At 61.4% G+C, this 267-nt stretch carries 1 protein-coding gene; it reads right to left on the bottom strand.

Translation table 11 applies throughout. From position 1 onward, the window contains the following. A partial coding sequence (locus ACZYOF_RS44585) for a DUF1259 domain-containing protein (protein WP_463719698.1) occupies positions 1 to 267 on the bottom strand: 267 nt, incomplete at both ends.

Below are 267 nucleotides of genomic sequence, written 5' to 3'. Positions count from 1 at the left end.
GCCTGCGATGAGCTTCGCCATGACCGGATTGATCTCGGTTTCCAGCAGCACGAGGTCGCCCATCACCATGGCTTCACCGTGAATCGGCATGAACGCAACCCAGCCACCGAGCGCAAGCGTCGGCTTGGTGGTCACGCCATCCAAAGTGACGGTCAGATCGCTGCGCGGGAATCCATAACGATGCACCTCGCCGGAGACGGCCGGCTTCCGGCCGAGTATCTCATCGACCTTTTGCCACTCGATTGCCTGGGCACGCGCACTGGAGAT

Source organism: Bradyrhizobium sp. LeoA1Lang, assembly GCF_055413685.1.
The sequence above is the reverse complement of the archived record's forward strand: the minus strand, read 5'-3'. Positions and strand labels throughout refer to the sequence as shown.